This window comes from Pseudomonas sp. NMI760_13 (assembly GCF_021283245.1).
GTDB lineage: Bacteria > Pseudomonadota > Gammaproteobacteria > Pseudomonadales > Pseudomonadaceae > Aquipseudomonas > Aquipseudomonas peradeniyensis.
In genome coordinates this window covers 19,950-34,747 of record NZ_JAJSRC010000043.1, presented here as the reverse complement: position 1 = coordinate 34,747, position 14,798 = coordinate 19,950, and the positions used below count along the sequence as shown (strand labels likewise).

13 protein-coding genes are annotated in these 14,798 nt (G+C 68.1%); 4 read left to right on the top strand and 9 right to left on the bottom strand.

Annotated elements, in window-relative coordinates; translation table 11 throughout:
* Nucleotides 1-171: 171 nt before the first annotated feature.
* The 3 genes from LU671_RS27670 to LU671_RS27660 all read right to left on the bottom strand — a co-directional run bounded on the left by LU671_RS27670 (nucleotide 172) and on the right by LU671_RS27660 (nucleotide 4,796).
* Complete coding sequence (locus LU671_RS27670; RefSeq protein WP_232857608.1) at nucleotides 172-1,431, bottom strand: carbohydrate porin; 1,260 nt, start codon at nucleotides 1,429-1,431, stop codon at nucleotides 172-174.
* A gap of 125 nt (nucleotides 1,432-1,556) precedes the next feature.
* Nucleotides 1,557-3,962: a glucose/quinate/shikimate family membrane-bound PQQ-dependent dehydrogenase gene (locus LU671_RS27665; protein WP_232857606.1), complete on the bottom strand. Its 2,406-nt coding sequence runs from the start codon at nucleotides 3,960-3,962 to the stop codon at nucleotides 1,557-1,559.
* 240 nt (nucleotides 3,963-4,202) lie between these two features.
* Entirely contained in the window at nucleotides 4,203-4,796 is a 594-nt protein-coding gene (locus LU671_RS27660) for a TetR/AcrR family transcriptional regulator (RefSeq protein ID WP_232857604.1), read from the bottom strand.
* Between the two features lie 104 nt (nucleotides 4,797-4,900).
* On the opposite strand from LU671_RS27660, the gene LU671_RS27655 reads away from it, so the two are divergent.
* Nucleotides 4,901-6,268, top strand: a complete 1,368-nt coding sequence (locus LU671_RS27655; RefSeq protein ID WP_232857603.1) for an MATE family efflux transporter — start codon at nucleotides 4,901-4,903, stop codon at nucleotides 6,266-6,268.
* Here the strand turns inward: LU671_RS27655 and LU671_RS27650 are convergent.
* Nucleotides 6,259-6,603, bottom strand: a complete 345-nt coding sequence (locus tag LU671_RS27650; protein WP_232857602.1) for a cupin domain-containing protein — start codon at nucleotides 6,601-6,603, stop codon at nucleotides 6,259-6,261. The two genes, LU671_RS27655 and LU671_RS27650, sit on opposite strands and share 10 nt — an antisense overlap.
* 60 nt (nucleotides 6,604-6,663) lie before the next feature.
* On the opposite strand from LU671_RS27650, the gene LU671_RS27645 reads away from it, so the two are divergent.
* Together LU671_RS27645 and LU671_RS27640 are read left to right on the top strand one after the other, a co-directional pair.
* Nucleotides 6,664-7,563, top strand: a complete 900-nt coding sequence (locus LU671_RS27645; protein ID WP_203646233.1) for a LysR family transcriptional regulator — start codon at nucleotides 6,664-6,666, stop codon at nucleotides 7,561-7,563.
* A gap of 107 nt (nucleotides 7,564-7,670) precedes the next feature.
* Nucleotides 7,671-8,867: an MFS transporter gene (locus tag LU671_RS27640; protein ID WP_232857600.1), complete on the top strand. Its 1,197-nt coding sequence runs from the start codon at nucleotides 7,671-7,673 to the stop codon at nucleotides 8,865-8,867.
* A 12-nt stretch (nucleotides 8,868-8,879) separates the two neighbouring features.
* Here LU671_RS27640 and LU671_RS27635 read toward each other — a convergent pair whose 3' ends face one another.
* Nucleotides 8,880-9,491, bottom strand: a complete 612-nt coding sequence (locus LU671_RS27635; RefSeq protein ID WP_232857598.1) for a LysE family translocator — start codon at nucleotides 9,489-9,491, stop codon at nucleotides 8,880-8,882.
* Between the two features lie 100 nt (nucleotides 9,492-9,591).
* Between LU671_RS27635 and LU671_RS27630 the strand changes: the two genes are divergently transcribed.
* Entirely contained in the window at nucleotides 9,592-10,572 is a 981-nt protein-coding gene (locus tag LU671_RS27630; RefSeq protein WP_232857593.1) for a GlxA family transcriptional regulator, read from the top strand.
* 129 nt (nucleotides 10,573-10,701) lie between these two features.
* Here LU671_RS27630 and LU671_RS27625 read toward each other — a convergent pair whose 3' ends face one another.
* From LU671_RS27625 to LU671_RS27610, 4 genes are all read right to left on the bottom strand, one after another.
* Complete coding sequence (locus tag LU671_RS27625) at nucleotides 10,702-11,559, bottom strand: CAP domain-containing protein (RefSeq protein ID WP_232857592.1); 858 nt, start codon at nucleotides 11,557-11,559, stop codon at nucleotides 10,702-10,704.
* A gap of 277 nt (nucleotides 11,560-11,836) precedes the next feature.
* Complete coding sequence (locus tag LU671_RS27620) at nucleotides 11,837-12,991, bottom strand: cysteine desulfurase family protein (RefSeq protein ID WP_232857590.1); 1,155 nt, start codon at nucleotides 12,989-12,991, stop codon at nucleotides 11,837-11,839.
* A 164-nt stretch (nucleotides 12,992-13,155) separates the two neighbouring features.
* Nucleotides 13,156-13,635 carry a DUF2269 family protein gene (locus tag LU671_RS27615; RefSeq protein WP_232857588.1) on the bottom strand — a complete coding sequence of 160 codons (480 nt, stop codon included), beginning with the start codon at nucleotides 13,633-13,635 and terminating at the stop codon, nucleotides 13,156-13,158.
* Between the two features lies 1 nt (nucleotide 13,636).
* Complete coding sequence (locus LU671_RS27610) at nucleotides 13,637-14,749, bottom strand: saccharopine dehydrogenase family protein (protein ID WP_232857587.1); 1,113 nt, start codon at nucleotides 14,747-14,749, stop codon at nucleotides 13,637-13,639.
* Between the last annotated feature and the right edge of the window lie 49 nt (nucleotides 14,750-14,798).

The following is a 14,798-nucleotide window of genomic DNA, read 5'->3' as shown; positions in this document are numbered from 1 at the left end:
TGATTTGACTGGGTAGCGTGGGAGCGGGCTTGCCCCGCGATGCGGTGTATGGCACCGGCTTCGCCGGTGTTCGCGGGGCAAGCCCGCTCCCACGCTGGAACTCTGTTTCCTGCGCGACAGCGCAGCCCGTAAGGGCTGTGTAATCTCCTACAGGTCACGCCAGGCTTGGTTTCAGAACGTCGCCTTGACCTGCAAGCCGAACACCAGCGCGTTGTCGATGTCCTTCCCGGAAAACGCCCCCGGCTCGACGATGTACTGCACATCCGGCCGCAGGTTCAGCCACGCGGTGGCCTGGTAGCCATAGCTCAGCTCGACCAGCTGCTCGGCGCTGTCGAGGTTGGGGACGGGCTGCCCGGCATCGACGGCCGCATCTTCCAGCACATCGCGGCTACGCGGGTTCGGCACCGCGCGGCCATACCCCAGCGCGACGGTATCCCGTGGCCGGCTTGCGAACGGCTTGTACAGCACCACGCCTGCGCCATACCACCTGGTGAACGGCGAGGCGGCCTTGCTCGACGCCGAGTACTGGCCGAAGGCATGCAGGCTGCGCCCGGGCGATACCGGGTCGTTCCACATGGCCTGGTCGACCAGCAGGTAATGCCCGCCACGACCGGCGACTTCCTCGCTGCTGCCGATGCGCTTCACGTTCGAGCTGTCGTAGTAGTAACCCAGCTTGTACTCGCCCGGCAGTTCGCCGCGCAACTTGTACACCAGCTCCACCGGGACCACGGTGCCGGTGCTGTGCCTGGGCCCCAGGTGCCAGGCGCGGCTGGCATTGCCGTTGCTCTCGGGGTCGACGTTGAACGCCGCCACCCGCAGTTGCCAGTCGGGCGTCAGGTCATATTTCACCCGTACGCCGAGGTGGGCGTTGGGGTAGTTGGTCCAGCCGCTGCCGCCGGACATGTTCAGCGGGTGACCGCAGAAGCCGGCGTTCATGAAGTTGCACAGGATGCCGCTGTCCAGGCCGCCAAGGTCGTTGCCCATGGCCATGTAGCCGAGCTTGAGGTTCAGCGCGGGTGACAGGTTGCGCTCGTAGCTGAGTTCGGTCAGGCGGGTGTAGAGGCCGCCGTAGTTTTCCTGGATCGGCAGGCGGTTGCCCACCAGGTCTTCCGAGGCGCTGTTGCCGCGGCGGTCGTTGACGGTCAGCTGGACCTTGCCGCCGTTGTCCAGGCCGTACAGCTTCGACAGGTCGAACTGCACGCCGAGCTTGAGGTTCTGCGAGTAGCGGGCCGAGCGGTGCAGGCCGCCATGGGCGTTGTAGGCGGTCTCGCCGCTGTAGTCGCCGCTGAAGGTGATGCCGTCTGCCGCGAGCTGGTGGCGCAGGCCGCCCCAGTCGCCGGTCAGGGTGTTGCGGGTGAGCAGGTCGCCGTCGGCGAGGGCGGTGGTGCTGGCCAAGGCCAGCAGCAGTGTGGAGGGGAAGCGGGAACGCATTGCGATTTTCCTGGAATCAAAGGTAGAAGCCATCGCGGGGCAAGCCCGCTCCCACGACCCGCACCATCGGCAGCGTGGGAGCGGCGGTGCGCCGATGCGACTTGCCCCGCGATGAGGCCGGCGATTTACGGCAGGGCGTATGCCATCACGTAGTCGCCACGATCGGTCGACTGGCGCGCGCCGCCGGCGGTGACCACCACGTACTGCTTGCCGGTTTTCGGCGACACATAGGTCATCGGGCCGCCCTGGCTGCCGACCGGCAGGCGGGCCTTCCAGATCTCGTTGCCGTTGCCGCTGTCGTAGGCGCGCAGGTAGAAGTCCTGGGTGCCGGCGATGAACACCAGGCCGCCCTGGGTGGACAGGGTGCCGCCCAGGGTCGGCAGGCCGATCTTGATCGGCAGGTGCATGCGGATGCCCAGGGGGCCGGTGTCCTCGACAGTGCCGACCGGTACCTGCCAGGCGATCTGCCGGGTCTTCATGTCGATGGCGGTGAGGGTGCCGAATGGCGGCGCCTGGCACGGGATACCGGCCACCGACAGGAAGCGGTTCTTGTTCACCGCATACGGTGTGCCCTTGAGCGGCACCGCGCCCATGCCGGTGTTCAGCGCCTCGCCGCCGCCCGCTGCCGCACCCGTGTTCTGCGAAGGGATCATCTGGATCCACAGGCCCAGGCGCATGTCATTGACGAAGATGAAGCCATGCACCGGGTCGGTGGAGAGGCTGCCCCAGTTCATGCCGCCCAGCGAACCCGGGAAGCTCAGCGACAGGTCGGTGCCCGGCGCGGTGTACAGGCCGTCATAGCGCATCTTCTTGAAGTCGATGCGGCACAGCAGCTGGTCGTACGGGGTGGCGCCCCACATGTCCGACTCGGTCAGGGTCTGCGCGCCGATCTGCGGCATGCCCACCGACTTCGGCTGGGTCGGCGAATACGGCTCGTTGGGGATGTTGCCCGGTTTTACCGGTACTTCGTCGACCTGGGTCAGCGGCTTGCCGGTGGCGCGATCGAGCACGTAGATCTGCCCGGCCTTGGTGCCGATCACCACGGCGGGCACGGTGCTGCCGTCATCCTTGGTGAAGTCGATCAGGCTCGGCTGCATCGGCAGGTCGAAGTCCCAGAGATCGTTGTGCACGGTCTGGTACACCCACTTTTCGTTGCCGGTGGTGGCGTCCAGGGCCAGCACCGAGGCGCCGTAGGTGTGATCAAGCTTGTTGCGTTCGACGCCGTAGATGTCGGTGGACGAGGAGCCCATCGGCAGGAACAGGGTGTTCATCGCCGGGTCGTACGACATCGGCGCCCAGCTGTTGGGCGTGCTGCGCACGTAGGTCCGGTCGCCTTGCGGGGCGTCGCGGTCCTGCGGGTTGCCCGGGTCGAAGGCCCAGCGCTGGGCGCCGGTGATCACATCGAAGCCACGGATCACGCCGCCGGGCATGTCGGTCTGGACGTTGTCGGCGACGCGGCCGCCGACCACCACGGTGGTACCGGCCATCAACGGCGCCGAGGACAGCTGGTAGTACGAGTCCGGCACGTTGCCCAGGCCGGCCTTGAGGTCGACCTGGCCGTTGTCGCCGAAGCCTTCGCAGAACGCGCCGGTGTCGGCATCGACTGCGATCAGGCGGGCATCGATGGTGTTGGTCAGCAGGCGGCGCTGGCAGTTGGCGCCGGCCGGCACGCTGCTCACGCTGACCGGCGTGCTGTCGGGCCGGGTCGGCTGGGCGATCGGCGCGCTGGCGTCGAAGTAGGCCAGGCCGCGGCAGCGCTGCCAGACCTTGGACTGGGCGTTGATGGCGTTCTTCCACAGCTCCTTGCCGGTGTCGGCGTCGAGGGCGATCAGGTTGTTGTGCGGGGTGCAGATGAACACCTTGTCGCCCACCTGCAGCGGCGTGAGCTGGTCTTCGGCGCCGTTGCCGTCGCTGAGGGCGACGTCACCGGTGTGGTAGGTCCAGGCCACCTTGAGCTGGTCGACGTTGCCACGGTTGATCTGGTCCAGCGCGGCGAAGCGGCTGCCGCCCTCGGTGTTGCCGTAGTGGGCCCAGTCCTTCTGTTGCTGGCCGGGTTCCACTGGCGTCAGGCCCGGGCCCTTGCTGGTAGGAGCGACGCTGGGGTGGGCGACGAACATGTTGCCGGCGGCGATCGTCAGCGCCACGCCCAGCAGGCCGGCGACGCCATAGGCGCCACGCGCCGGGCGTTGGACCAGTTGCGGGTAGAGCAGCGCCACCACCAGGCCGATGGCGGCGAACATGAACAGCCGCGAGAACAGCGGCCAGAACACCAGCCCGGCGTCGGCCACGGCCCAGACGGCGGTGCCAGCGACAAACACCGCGTACAGCCAGGCGCCGGCCGGTTTGCGGCGGGCGATGAGCAGGCCGGCAATGGCCATGGCCAGGCCGCCGACCAGGAAGTACCAGGAACCGCCCAGGCCGGCCAGCTTGACGCCGCCGGCAGCCAGGAGCAGGCCGAGCAGGGCGATGACCACGCCCAGGCCGACCAGGATGAAGGTTGAGGCGCCGGAGGCGCGGGGTGAGTCTTTCATGCCAGGGATCTCGCAGGTGGAATGCGAGAAGTTTAAGCCCTTAGCAAGCTAATTAACAAGTTAGTACATTTTGCGGTGAGCAAAATTTCTATAGGCCGTAATCCTCCCGTGTAGGAGCGGCCTTGTGCCGCGAAAGGGCCGCAAAGCGGCCCCGGCGATCTTTGCTCAGTCCTGAAATCCTGGGGCCGCTGCGCAGCCCTTTCGCGGCACGAGGCCGCTCCTACAGGTGGGCGTAGCCATTCAGACCTGCAACCCCTCCATCAAACAGCGCAACGCCCCCTTCACCCGTTCCGCCGCCGCCTGCGGATCGTCCTGGGCGATCACCCACATGCCGCTGTCGCCCATCGCGCCGTTGATCAGGTGCGCCATGGCCACGGCGTCGAAGGCGCGCAGCCTGCCGGCCTGCTGCAACTCCACCAGCCCCTGGGCCATGGGCCCGATGTAGCTGGCTTCCTCCAGTTCGCGCAGGCGCGGGCCGAGTACCCCGGGGGCGTCCTGCAGCAGGATGCGCCGCAGGGCCGGCTCGTGCAGCAGGTCGTAGTAGTACAGGCAGGTGTCGATATAGCCGTCCCATGGGTCGTCGTGGGTGGCGTAGCGGGCGTCGAGCGCCTGGTTGATCTCCTCGAGCAGGTGCTCCACCACGGCGGTGAACAGCCCGGCCTTGCCGCCGAAATGGTGGTGCAGGGCGCCCCGGGTGAGGTCGGCTTCGGCGCACAGTTCGTCCATCACCACGGCGGCAAAGCCCTTTGCGGCGAACTGGCGGCGGGCGACGGCGATCAGCCGTTCGATGGTATCCGCGCTCATGGCGGCGCGGCTGCGGCGAGGGGTGGGCATGGAGGGCTCCGGGTAAAAAAGCGATGACTGCAAATTAGCATACGTTGCGTATGTCAATAAATGGCATTAGCATACGCGGCGTATGTCAATTGGAGGTTACTACCGTGACTGCCCTTGTTTCACGCAAGAACATTACCTGGCTGGGTGAGCTGCCCGGTCTGTTGCGCCTGGCGCTGCCGCTGGTGCTGGGCCTGTCGGCGGCCGAGCTGATCAGCCTGACCGATACCGTGCTGCTGGCCTCGCTGGGCACCGTGGTGCTGGCCTGTGTCGCGCTGACCAGCAGCGCCGGGCTGATCTTCCATGCCGGGCTCTACGGCATGCTTGCCACCCTCAGCGTGCGCGTCGGCCATGCCTTCGGCGCCGACGACCCCGGCACCGTGGCGCGCACCCTGCGCGCCGGGCTGGGCTATGGCCTGCTGGTGGGCATCCTCGGCTGCCTGGCGATGCTGGCCTGCCTGCCATTGGTGCAATGGCTGGGCGTGCCGCTGCCCGACGTGGCGCTGCTGACGCCGTACTGGCAGGCCATGGCGGTGTTCCTGATCCCGTACTGCCTGGCGGTGGTGTTCAAGGATGTGCTGGAAGCCATCGGCCGGCCCTGGGTGGGCGTGCTGCTGGTGATGAGCGCGGTGCTGTTCAACATTCCGCTGAGCTACGGGTTGATCCACGGCCATTTCGGCCTGCCGACGCTGGGCCTGCTGGGCGCGGGTATCGCCGGGGTGATCGCCGAATCGCTGGCGGTGTTGCTGGCCCTGGCTTATTGGCGCCTGGCGCCATCGCTGGCCCGCTACCGTCAGGCGCCGCAGGGGGCGCGACTGAGCTGGCGCACGCTGCTGGGCGAAGGCTGGCCGCTGGGCCTGGGTTATCTCGCCGAAGCCGGCGCGGTGGTGATCGCCGCCTGGATGCTGGGCTGGCTGGGCAATGCCGCACTGGCGGCCAACCAGGTGGTGCAATCGATCGGCGCGTTGCTGTACATGCTGCCGCTGGGCATGGCCGCGGCGGTGAGCATCCGCATCAGCCAGGCCCAGGGCCGCGGCGAGACGGCGCGCATCCGTGCCATCGGCAGCGCCACCTTTGCCAGCGTGAGCGCCTGGATGCTGGTGGCCACCGTGCTGTTGGCGTTGTTCGGCCGCTCCATCGCCGAGGCCATGAGCGACGACCCGCAGGTGATCGCCATCGCCGTGCCGATGTTCGTGGTGGTCGCGGCCATGCAGGTGGCCGATGGCTTGCAGTCCACCGCGCTGGGCGCCTTGCGCGGCCTGCAGGACTACCGCTGGCCGGTGGGCGTGACCATGATCAGCTACTGGTTGCTGGCGTTGCCGCTGAGCTACTGGCTGGCCTTCCACTCCGCGCTGGGCGCGGTGGGAGTGTGGGTCGGGTTCGCCTGTGGCCTGGCCGTGGCGGCGGTGCTGCTGCCGTGGCGGTTCTATCGCCTGCAGGCGATGCCTGCCGCAGCGACCTTGGCTCAGCCCTGATAGAACACCGCCAGCCATACCGTGGCCACGCCGGGTTCGGTCCACTCCACGCGGTGGCGGCAACCGGGCGGGATGTCCAGATGGTCGCCGGGGCGCAGCACGCGGGTGCGCGGCTCATGCTCCAGGCGCAGCCCGGCGCTGCCACTGAGCACGACCACCCATTCGCCCTCGGTCTGGTCGTACCAGAACCCTGGCGGGCTGGCCTGGCCGCTGGAGACGATGCGCTCGATGCGCAGACCCGGGCGCCGGAGCAGGTCGGTGAACTGCTCGTCGGCGTCGGGCGCGAGCGGGGGCAGGGCGGTAAACAGGTTGTCGGGCATGGGCGCCTCGCGCATGGTTGATTCCAGCCGGTGATTGTAGGAAGGTTTCGGCCTTTGCCCCATGGAAGATTGACGATGGACAAGCTGCTGGCGCTCAAGGTGTTCATGGCCACCGCCGAGGTCGGCGGCTTTTCCGCCGCTGCGCGCAGGCTGGGGGTGGCGACCTCCTCGGTGACCCGCCAGGTCGACGCCTTGGAACTGGAGCTGGGGGCCAGCCTGCTCAACCGCTCGACCCGCCAGGTCAGCCTGACCGAAGCCGGCGCCAGCTACTACCAGCGGGCCCGCGAGATCCTCGAGGCCCTGGCCGAGGCCGACGCCAGCGTCGCCGACCGCGGCGAGGAACCGGTCGGCGTGTTGCGCCTGTGCCTGCCGGTGGAATTCGGTCGCCGGGTCATCGCTCCGCACCTGGGCGCGTTCCTCGCCCGCCACCCGGCACTGGAACTGGACATCGACCTGAGCGACCGCTTCGACGACCTGCTCGATGGTCGCTACGACCTGAGCATCCGCCTCGGCGAGCCGGCGCCCAGCGACGAACTGGTGTGTCGCCCGCTGGGGCGTTTCGAGCGCTGGCTGGTGGCCAGCCCGGCATACCTGAGCCAGCAGCCAGTGCTTACCGAACCGCAGCAACTGGCCGCGTGCGCCTGCCTGCGCTTTCGCTACGGCCAGTCGGCACGGCCCTGGCGGCTGAGCCTGGGCGAGCAGCGCCTGGAACTGGACGTCAGCGGCCCGTTGCGCAGCGCCAACGCCGACCTGCTGCGCGAGGCGGCCATTGCCGGTAGCGGCGTGGCGCTGCTGGCCGACTGGCTGGTGCGCGAGGATGTCGAAGCCGGGCGCCTGCAAAGGTTGTTCGCCGACTGGACGGTGAGTCCGGGGGCGGCCAGCGCCAGCATCAACGCTCTGTACCTGCCCAACCACCGAGGCTCGCGCCGGGTCATGGCGTTCGTCGCCTTCTGCGAGGGGCTGCTGGCCGGCTGAGGTGTTGCGCGCCACGCAAAGGCCCGTTGCGCGGGCGATGGATTCTCGCCGGGGCGGTTGTCCGTCACCCTTCGCGCACATCCTTTCGCAAGCCGAGGTACCCTCGAATGAATCCCTCCCTCGCCGTCGCCCAGGCGTCGGCCCCAGGCCTGAGCCGCACCCTGGTGACGCTACTGGCGTTCTGCTGCGGCGCCATCGTCGCCAACATCTACTACGCCCAGCCCATCGTCGGCCTGATCGCGCCGGACCTGGGGCTGCCCGCCGAACGGGCCAGCCTGATCGTGTCCCTGACCCAGATCGGCTACGCCCTGGGCCTGTTGTTCCTGGTGCCGCTGGCCGACCTGCTGGAGAACCGCCGGCTGATGATCGCCACGGCGGTGCTGGCCACCGGCAGCTTGTTGCTGGCCGGCACCAGCGGTCATGGGCAGGGCGAGGTGTTCCTGCTGTACGCGCTGCTGATCGGCTTCAGTTCGGTGGCGGTGCAGATGCTGATACCGCTGGCGGCGCACCTGGCGGCGGAGCGCGAGCGTGGCCGGGTGGTCGGCAACATCATGGGCGGGTTGCTGCTGGGCATCCTGCTGGCACGGCCGCTGGCGAGCCTGGTGGCGGATCACTTCGGCTGGCGCGCGGTGTTTGTCGGTGCCGCCGGGGTGATGGTGGCGATCATCCTGCTGCTGGCGTTGACCTTGCCGCGCCGGGTGCCTGAGCACACGGCCAGCTATGCCGGGCTGATGGCCTCGTTGCTGGTGCTGCTGCGCCGTTATCCGGTGTTGCGCCAGCGGGCACTGTTCCAGGCACTGATGTTCGCGGCGTTCAGCCTGTACTGGACGGCGGTGCCACTGGCGCTGGCCGGCGAGCACGGCCTGTCGCAGAGCCAGATCGCGCTGTTTGCCCTGGTCGGGGCGGTGGGCGCGGTGGCGGCGCCGCTGGCCGGTCGGCTGGCCGATGCCGGCCATGCGCGACGCGCTTCGCTGCTGGCGATGGCCCTGGCGCCGCTGGCGTTGCTGCTGGGCCTGAGCGCGCCGGGCGCCAGCGTGATCGGCCTGGGGTTGACCGGGGTACTGCTGGATTTCGCCGTGCAGATGAACATGGTCATCGGCCAGCGTGAGGTGTATGCGCTGGATCCGGCCAGCCGTGGCCGGCTCAATGCCTTGTACATGACCAGCATCTTCCTCGGCGGGGCGCTGGGCTCGGCGCTGGCCAGTGGGGTGTATGCGCAGTATGGCTGGAGCGGCGTGGCGTTGCTGGGCGCGGGATTGCCGGCGCTGGCGCTGGTGGTGTTCCTGGTCGTTTCCCGGCGTTGATCCCTGGGGCTTCTATCGTCCCAGCGGCAGGGCCACGCCGATCAGCGCGAACAGGCTCCCGCAGCAGCGGTTGAACCCACGTCCGCCCTTGGCCAGCCACGGGCGGATGCGAAACGCCAGGCGGGCCAGCAGGTACTCCACCAGGCATTCGACACTGGCGAAGGTCGCCGCCATCACCACGAACTGCACCAGCAGGCCGCGCTGCGGATCGATGAACTGGGGCAGGAACGCGCCATAGAACAGCAGCACCTTGGGGTTGGCCAGCGCCGACAGGCAGCCCTGGCGGAACAGCCCGGCATTGCCCAGCGCCACGCTGCCGCGTGGTTGCTCCAGGTGCAGCGCCGGGGTGCGCCACAGCTGGATCCCCAGCCAGACCAGGTAGGCCCCGCCGACCCACTTGAGCACCGTCAGCACCGAGGCCGAGGCCTGCAACAGGGCGCTCAGGCCGAACATGGTCAGGGCGATCAGGAGACTGAAGCCCAGCACCCCGCCGAGGATGGTGAACAGCGTGCGGCGGGCGCCGTACAGCGCGCCATGGGTCAGGGCCAGCAGGCTGTTCGGACCTGGGGTCAGCGACAGGCCGATGCTGGCGAGCAGGTAGATGAGCCAGGTGTCGAGTGCCATGGGGGAGCCTTGTTTATGTGCAGGGCGTCAGTGTAGGGCAGGGCAGTGGGAATACAGGGTAGTATCTGGCCATTGAATGGTTATATCTGGACATACCTCAATGACACCCGACCTGCGCCTGCTGATCCTGCCGTTACCGGAGTTCGCCCTGCTGCCGTTCGGCGCGTTCCTCGACAAGCTGCGCTTTTCCGCCGACGACGAGGACTACAGCCGCCAGCGCTATTGCCGCTGGACCGTGCTCGGGCTGGACCGGGAGCCCGTGGTTTCAAGCAGCGCGGCGAGTGTTCAGGTCGAGGCGGCGCCTGCGGACATCCGCTGGGGCGACTACGACCACCTGGTGCTGTTCGGCGGGCGCAACGCCAGTGCCACGGCGGCTTTGGCGCCGCGCTACAGGGCTCTTTTGAAGCAGGCGACCAAGGCCGGGGTGAAGCTGGTGTGCGTTGACAACGCGGCTTTCCTGCTGGCCGCCTGTGGCCTGCTGGAGGGTCACCAGGTAGTGGTGCACTGGCGCCATGAGGCGGAGTTTCGCCTGGCCTTTCCCCGCGTGCGCCTGCTGACCGGGCAGCTGTTCTGCTTCGACGGTGGCCGCATCACCTGTGCCGGCGGCACGGCAGCCATCGACCTGGCGGTGGAATTGATTGCCCGCGCCAGTGGTCGCACCCGGGCGCTCAAGGGCCTGGCCGACATGCTGGTGGACGAGAGCCGCGATAGCCTCCATGCCTTGCGTTCGCTGGAGGCCGGTGCCGGGCAGGGGCGCCAGGTGCGGCGGGCCACGGCGCTGATGCGCCACCACCTGGCGACGCAGATGCCAGTGGAGGCGTTGGCGGCAGAGCTGGGCATCAGCCGGCGCCAGCTCGACCGCCAGTTCCAGGCCTGCCATGGCATGAGCGCCAAGGCCTGGTGGCAGGAACTGCGCCTGCAGCAGGCGCGCTGGCGCTTGCTCAACTCCAGCCACAGCCTGGCACAGATCGCCGATGAGGTGGGGATGGCAGATGCCAGCTACCTGGGCAAGTGGGTACGGCGGCGGTTTGGTTGCACGGCGCTGGCGTTGCGCAACTCGGGCCATGCGCCGTCCCTGTAGGAGCGGCCTTGTGCCGCGAAAGGGCTGCGCAGCAGCCCCTGTCTCGGTGAAACGCTGAAATTGTCGGGGCCGCTTTGCGGCCCTTTCGCGGCACAAGGCCGCTCCTACAGGGACGGTGCCTGGCAGGGTTTACTGCGGCGCACCGAACAACCCCGTCCAGTAGATCCCGGCATCGCTCTTCGGGTCCACCGCATACGCCGCCCCCAGCTCGCGGAAGTCCGGGTTCATCAGCGTGGCGCAGTGCCCTGGGCTGGCCAGCCAGCCGTCGACCACCTTGCGCGCGGTGTCGCGCCCGGCGGCGATGTTCTCGCCGATCTGCCGGTACAGGTAGCCGGCCAGCTCCGCCCGATCACCTGGGGTGCGGCCCTCGCGGTCGAGATGGTCGAAGAAGTTCTGGTTGGCCATGGCCCGGGTGTGGTTGGCGGCGACGCCCGCCAGGGTGGTGCTCCAGGCCAGCGCCGGGGCGGCGGGGTAGGGCTGGCCGCCGCACTGGCGGGGCAGGTTGCGCGCGGCGTTGATCTCCTGCAGCAGCTTCTTCCCTTCGGCCTGCCAGTCACCCAGGCGAGCGCTGAGCAGCGGCCGGGCCAGGACAATGCGCCAGTCGCGGCCCTCCTGGCTGACGCCGATGTCGACGAACTGCGGGTCGAGCACCACCTGGCAGAAGCTCTCCTCGATGGCCTTCATCGCTGCCTGGGCGTTCCGTGGGCCGGACAGGCTGATGGCCTGGACGTTGACCATCGGGTAGGCGGCGCGGGTCATGGCCTGCTGCAGGTCGCGGGTGCCTTCGGGCGACAGCGCCAGGCGGGTGTCGCTGTTGAGCGGCGGCAATTCCAGCGAGGCTTCGCCACCACAGCGCTGGGCCTGACTGCGGTAGACGTTGATCGTATCGATCAGTTGCGCCTCTTCACCGGTGAAGGCCTGGGCGCTGGTAGCAGCGAGCAGGCCCAGCGTCAGGCCGACGAGGCAGGCAACGGATGGGACGCGCATGTGGATCTCCCTGTAACTGGCAGCGTCTGGATCTGCGCTGCCCATCCTACACAACGGCAAGGCTTTTGGCCCGGCCATGTGCAGTGTAAAAAGGCGGGCCTTGGCAGTCGAATGCGGTTGGCAAAAGAGGGAGTAGACCGCTGCTCGGCGAAAAAGTGCGATCGTTGTTGGCGCGCTATTGCTTCAAGGTACAGAAGAAGGTTGTGACCCTGCGGTCCACGTGGAGAACCGGCTGTATCACCGGCACCATTTTGACCTGCAGGGATTGCAGCGTGTCTTACCAGAGTGCCACCGCTGCTGCTCCGACAACCCGGCCGAATACCGCCAGCGCCGTGTCCACGTCCGCTTCGCTGGTGTAGCGCCCGAGGCTCAGACGCACGCTGTTGCGCGCCTGGTGCTCGTCGAGGCCAAGAGCCAGCAGCACATGGGACGCCGCGTTGCTCGCCGAGTTGCAGGCCGAGGTGGTGGACAGCGCCAGCTCGCCGGCCAGGGCCAGGCTGTTGAAACCCTTGGCGTCGATGCGCAGGTTGAGGGTGTGGGGAATACGCTGCATCGCGCAGCCATTGAGCGTCACTCCGGGCAAGGCCAGCAGGCCGTCGCGCAGGCGCCGGGCGAGCTGTTCCAGGCGCTGGTACTCCGTCTCGCCGGGCTGGCCGGCCAAGTCGAAGGCGCTGCCCATGCCGACGATCTGGTGGGTGGCCAGGGTGCCGGAACGCAGGCCGCGTTCATGGCCGCCACCGTGCATCTGCGCACGCATGACCGGGCGAGCGTGAGGGCCGACGTAGAGGGCGCCGATGCCCTTGGGGCCGTAGACCTTGTGCGCCGAGAACGACATCAGGTCGACGGCCTGGTGCGCCAGGTCGATGCGGACCTTGCCCACGGCCTGGGCCGCGTCCACATGCAGCAGCGCGCCATGCTCGCGGACCAGCTGGCCGATACGGGCGAAGTCAGTCACCGTGCCCAGTTCATTGTTCACCGCCATCAGCGACACCAGGCGCGTGTCCGGGCGCAAGGCGGCCTGCACGACTTCGGCCTGGATCAGGCCATGGGCGTCGGGCGCCAGGCGGGTCACTGTCCAGCCCTGGCGCTCCAGTTCGGCGGCGGTGTCGAGGATGGCCTTGTGTTCGAGCTGGCTGGTCAGCAGGTGCCCCGGCTGCGCGAAGCCCTGGGCGACGCCCTTGAGCGCCAGGTTGTTGGATTCGGTGGCGCCGGAGGTCCAGACCAGATCGTCGGGCAGTGCGCCCACCTGCATGGCCACCTGCTGGCGGGCCTGTTCGACGGCCTCGCGGGCCGCCTGGCCGTGGGCGTGGCCACTGGAGGCGGGGTTGCCGAAGTTCGCCTCGCGTCCCAGGCAGGTGAGCATGGCGGCAATGACCCGGTCATCGACCGGAGTGGTGGCGGCGTAATCGAAGTAGAGCGGGGTGCTGGGCATGATCGCGGGCGGGTCCGTGCGTGGACACCGCCTGTCGGCATCCATGGACATCATCCTAGGCAACTGCCGATATGAATGTTTTTTCTTTTTCCCGTTCCAGGGCGATTTTCGAAAAAAATTCTATTCTTTTTCGCTATGTATTTAGAATTTTTTTCTTCCCTGGGTCAGAGCCATTGCCACGGTGCCTGCTTGGTGATCATCACCAGCACGATCAGGAACATACCGGCAAACCCCGCCACCCCCATCCACAGCCAGGGGCGGTACAGCCGCTGATAGTCCTCACCCAGCGCGGTGCCATGCTCGACCGCCTGGGCCGCGAGGCGCTGCATGCGCGTCTGCAACAGCAGCACCGGCAGCCACAGGGCGCCCACCGTGAAAAAGATCAGCAGTGCGCCACGCAGCCAGCCCGTGGACCACGGCATGCCGGTCATGCTGACCATGGCGTAGCCGGTCAGCAGTTGCAGGACGCCGGCGGGTGTGGTGATCCAGGCATCGAAGCGCACCACCATCCTGGCCACGGCGGCGATCACCCGTGGATCGCGGCTGCGGTTCGCGGCGATCAGGTACAGGTACGAGCCCATGCCGAAACCGAACAGGAATACGGCAGCGATCACATGCAGGTACTTGAGCAGCAGGTAGCTCATCTCAGCCTCGCCCGTGCTGGAAGCTGACGCTGTAGCGCACCTTGTCCGGTTCGCCGATGGCCGCCAGGTACTGCTCGACACTGATCTCGCCGACGCAGGGGCGGGCGCCCGGGGCTGGGGTGTAGCCCTCGATGACCCTGGCCATCAGCGCCACCGCCGCGCAGCTGGGAATTTCCGGGCCCTTGTCGTCGCGGGCGCTGACCTGGGCCTGCAGGCGCAGTGGCTGGCCCTGCATGTCCAGGCCGCGGACATCGAGGTACATCGCACTCATGCCATCGCCAAAGCGCTCGAAATGGCCGCCCAGGCGATGCAGACGCCGCGCCCAGGGCAGCGGATCGCGCACCAGGCCGTACTTGACCAGCAATGCCAGCGCGGCATTGGCCAGGCCACCGGCCATGAGCCCGGAGCCGGCCTTGAACGCCAGGTCCCGGGCGCCGTAGCGCTCGGCGAAGATGTCCATGTCCGGCACATCGACGTTGTTCAGCAGGCGCCAGCCCAGGCCGGGCAGGTGGCGCAACTGCAGGCCGAGCCAGCCGTCGACGGTGTGCGGGCGTCCGTCGCGCCACTGGCGGATCGGCCGGCCGGCGTAGGCCAGCACGCCCTCGATGGTGGACAGGCCGGGCATCTTCGCCGAGGAGGAAATGCCGTGCTCGATACGGTCTATGCGGCTGAAGTGATGGCGCTGCTCATCGAGGATCGCCGACGACAGGCTGGGCACCGAACTGCAGCCGCTGAGCAACGCGACATTGGCCTGGCGGGCGCGGGCGTCCAGGCGCTCGATGCCGTTGACGAACACCCGGCAGTCGGAGAGGTCGCAATAGCTGGCGCCGGCCTCGATGCAGGCTTCGGCCACGCTGTAGGGCTGGCCCTGGAAGGGGCCGCCGGTATGGATCACCCAGTCGATGCGCAGCGTGCGCAGTGCCTCGGCGAAGCCGGGGGCCATGGCGTCGCCGCACCAGCTTTCGCTGCCGCTCAGCTGGGTGGCCAGTTGGGCGAGGCTGTTGGCGTTACGGCCGGCGATCACCAGTTGCACGGCGGGCATATGCTGCAGGTGGCGGCAGATGATCCGGCCGAAGTTGCCGTAGGCGCCGATCACCAGGATTCTGCGGGACATGCGGGGGTCCTTGTGCATGTGTCGGGGAAGGAAAAGCTGACTTACATTT

What these genes read in the sequence shown, in the direction of transcription:
- LU671_RS27610 (WP_232857587.1), bottom strand. Translation starts at nt 14,749, where the DNA reads ATGTCCCGCAGAATCCTGGTGATCGGCGCCTACGGCAACTTCGGCCGG.
- LU671_RS27630 (WP_232857593.1), top strand. Translation starts at nt 9,592, where the DNA reads ATGACACCCGACCTGCGCCTGCTGATCCTGCCGTTACCGGAGTTCGCC.
- LU671_RS27660 (WP_232857604.1), bottom strand. Translation starts at nt 4,796, where the DNA reads ATGCCCACCCCTCGCCGCAGCCGCGCCGCCATGAGCGCGGATACCATC.
- LU671_RS27650 (WP_232857602.1), bottom strand. Translation starts at nt 6,603, where the DNA reads ATGCGCGAGGCGCCCATGCCCGACAACCTGTTTACCGCCCTGCCCCCG.
- LU671_RS27635 (WP_232857598.1), bottom strand. Translation starts at nt 9,491, where the DNA reads ATGGCACTCGACACCTGGCTCATCTACCTGCTCGCCAGCATCGGCCTG.
- LU671_RS27665 (WP_232857606.1), bottom strand. Translation starts at nt 3,962, where the DNA reads ATGAAAGACTCACCCCGCGCCTCCGGCGCCTCAACCTTCATCCTGGTC.
- LU671_RS27645 (WP_203646233.1), top strand. Translation starts at nt 6,664, where the DNA reads ATGGACAAGCTGCTGGCGCTCAAGGTGTTCATGGCCACCGCCGAGGTC.
- LU671_RS27620 (WP_232857590.1), bottom strand. Translation starts at nt 12,991, where the DNA reads ATGCCCAGCACCCCGCTCTACTTCGATTACGCCGCCACCACTCCGGTC.
- LU671_RS27615 (WP_232857588.1), bottom strand. Translation starts at nt 13,635, where the DNA reads ATGAGCTACCTGCTGCTCAAGTACCTGCATGTGATCGCTGCCGTATTC.
- LU671_RS27670 (WP_232857608.1), bottom strand. Translation starts at nt 1,431, where the DNA reads ATGCGTTCCCGCTTCCCCTCCACACTGCTGCTGGCCTTGGCCAGCACC.
- LU671_RS27640 (WP_232857600.1), top strand. Translation starts at nt 7,671, where the DNA reads ATGAATCCCTCCCTCGCCGTCGCCCAGGCGTCGGCCCCAGGCCTGAGC.
- LU671_RS27625 (WP_232857592.1), bottom strand. Translation starts at nt 11,559, where the DNA reads ATGCGCGTCCCATCCGTTGCCTGCCTCGTCGGCCTGACGCTGGGCCTG.